This is a genomic window from Pseudofrankia coriaricola, from assembly GCF_001854805.1.
Classification (GTDB): Bacteria; Actinomycetota; Actinomycetes; order Frankiales; family Frankiaceae; genus Pseudofrankia.
In genome coordinates, this window is the sequence record NZ_MBLO01000183.1 from 1 (window position 1) to 1,975 (window position 1,975).

Here is a 1,975-nt window from a genome sequence, read left to right on the forward strand (position 1 = left end):
GACGACTGTGTAAGTCGGAGGTGGACCAGGATCGATCTACCTTGATCGGGTGGATCAGAAATGGACACCGAATGACGCAGAATGGAACGCTTCGGACAAATGACGAGGCGGCGGCACAGAGGATCGCGGAGGCTTTCGCGCCGGATGCGATCGACGCGTTGTTGAAGGATGCGAAAGCGACCGGAACGCCGGTCGACGGGGTTGATGGTCTGTTGAACCGGATGACGAAGGCCGTCCTGGAGCGTGCTCTGCAGGTCGAGATGACCGACCATCTCGGGTACGAGGTCGGCGATCCGGCCGGCCACGGGACGGGGAACTCCCGTAACGGGATGTCCACGAAGACGGTGTCGACGCGTAACGGGCCGGTCGATATCGAGGTGCCGCGTGACCGGAACGGCTCGTTCGAGCCGGCGATCGTGCCGAAGCGCGCTCGTCGGATAGGGAACCTCGATGACACGATCCTGTCGTTGTACTCGCGGGGGATGACGACGCGTGACATCGAGGCGCACCTGGGTGAGGTCTACGGCGTCCAGGCGTCCCGGGAGTTGATCTCGAATGTCACCGAGGTGGTGGTTGATGAGATCAAGGCGTGGCAGTCCCGGCCGCTCGACGAGGTCTACCCGATCCTGTACGTGGACGGTCTGCGGATCCGGGTCAAGGACAACGGCGTGGTCACGACCAAGGTCGCGTACCTGGCCGTGGGGGTCGACGTCGACGGGCGCAAGCACGCGCTGGGCTGCTGGATCCAGGACGCCGAGGGGGCGAAGTTCTGGCAGAAGGTCCTGGCGGACCTGCGTAACCGCGGCGTGCGCGACCTGCTGATCGTGTGCTGTGACGGGCTCACCGGCCTGCCCGAGGCCGTCGTCGCGGTCTTTCCCGAGACCGTGGTGCAGACGTGCGTCGTCCACGTGATCCGCAACGCGATGCGTTTCGTGTCCTACACCGACCGGAAAGCCGTCGTCAGGGCCATGAAGGAGATCTACACCGCGCCTACCCTCGAGGCGGCCGAACTCGGCCTGGCCGCCTTCGACAAGAACTTCGGGGCCCAGTATCCGGGTGCTGTCGATGTGTGGCGTCACGCGTGGGCGGAGTTCATTCCTTTCCTGGACTACCCGCCGGAGCTCCGGAAGATCGTCTACACGACGAACGCCATCGAGTCGATGAACTTCCAGCTCCGGAAAATCACGAAGAACCGAGGCCACTTCCCGGACCGGGAGGCGGCGATGAAGCTCCTCTACCTGGGACTCCGGAACATATCGAGCCATCGAGGCGGTGAGTCCGGGACCGGCACCCACGGCTGGAAAGTGGCACTCAACTCGCTCGTCAACCTCCTCCCGGGACGCTTGCCTTTCTGATAACGTGGATATGTAGGCTGCTATTCACCTCCGGCTTACACGGAAATCATGGCTCTGGCGCATATTCGGTGGTGACGTTCAGTGATCGCGTGGTGAGACGCCGCTTGCGTCTACTTTGTCCTGGTTGAGGCTTTCCAGCGCAGCGCGGCGGCGCCTGCCGGACCTCGCGAACGTCTGTGAGGTGGCCGATTTCGACCGCTTTGACCTCCACGACCGGCGCTAACGCACCGTTACCACCGAATGTGCGCCAGAGCCGAAATCATGACAGGCTCGCGCAGCCGCCGCCAGCAGGTCACCCCGGACAGTCCCGAAGGCAGCCGCCGCCAGGGGACGTCGTTACGCAGGATCCACAGGATGCCCGCCAACGCCGCCCGGTCATCCAGCGCCCGACGGCCCGGATAGCGAAACCGCCGCGGCCGGACCGGGACCAGCGGGGCCAGCCGGTCCCACAGCTCATCGGTCAGCACATCATCGGTCACCGACAAGCTCTACCCTGCACACGTCTGATCACTCATTGTGAAACCAGCTCTTAAAGGGTGTTTGGTCCTTTCTCGGGCACTGTCGGCCAGTTTATTTCCCGCCCGACGGTCACGCGCAGCCATCGCTCTCCGAGATTCACG

General features: G+C 63.7%; 2 protein-coding genes. One reads left to right on the forward strand and one right to left on the reverse strand.

Going from position 1 to position 1,975, the window contains the following annotated elements:
- Nucleotides 1-71 precede the first annotated feature (71 nt).
- A complete protein-coding gene (locus BCD48_RS21550) occupies nucleotides 72-1,355 on the forward strand; it encodes an IS256 family transposase (RefSeq protein WP_491677159.1) in 1,284 nt (427 codons plus the stop codon).
- A gap of 230 nt (nucleotides 1,356-1,585) precedes the next feature.
- On the opposite strand, the gene BCD48_RS21555 is transcribed toward BCD48_RS21550, so the two are convergent.
- Nucleotides 1,586-1,834: a transposase gene (locus BCD48_RS21555; RefSeq protein ID WP_157910548.1), complete on the reverse strand. Its 249-nt coding sequence runs from the start codon at nucleotides 1,832-1,834 to the stop codon at nucleotides 1,586-1,588.
- Nucleotides 1,835-1,975 lie beyond the last annotated feature (141 nt).

Excerpts from the sequence above, each read along its gene's own strand:
- BCD48_RS21550 (WP_491677159.1), top strand. The coding sequence starts at position 72 with ATGACGCAGAATGGAACGCTTCGGACAAATGACGAGGCGGCGGCACAG.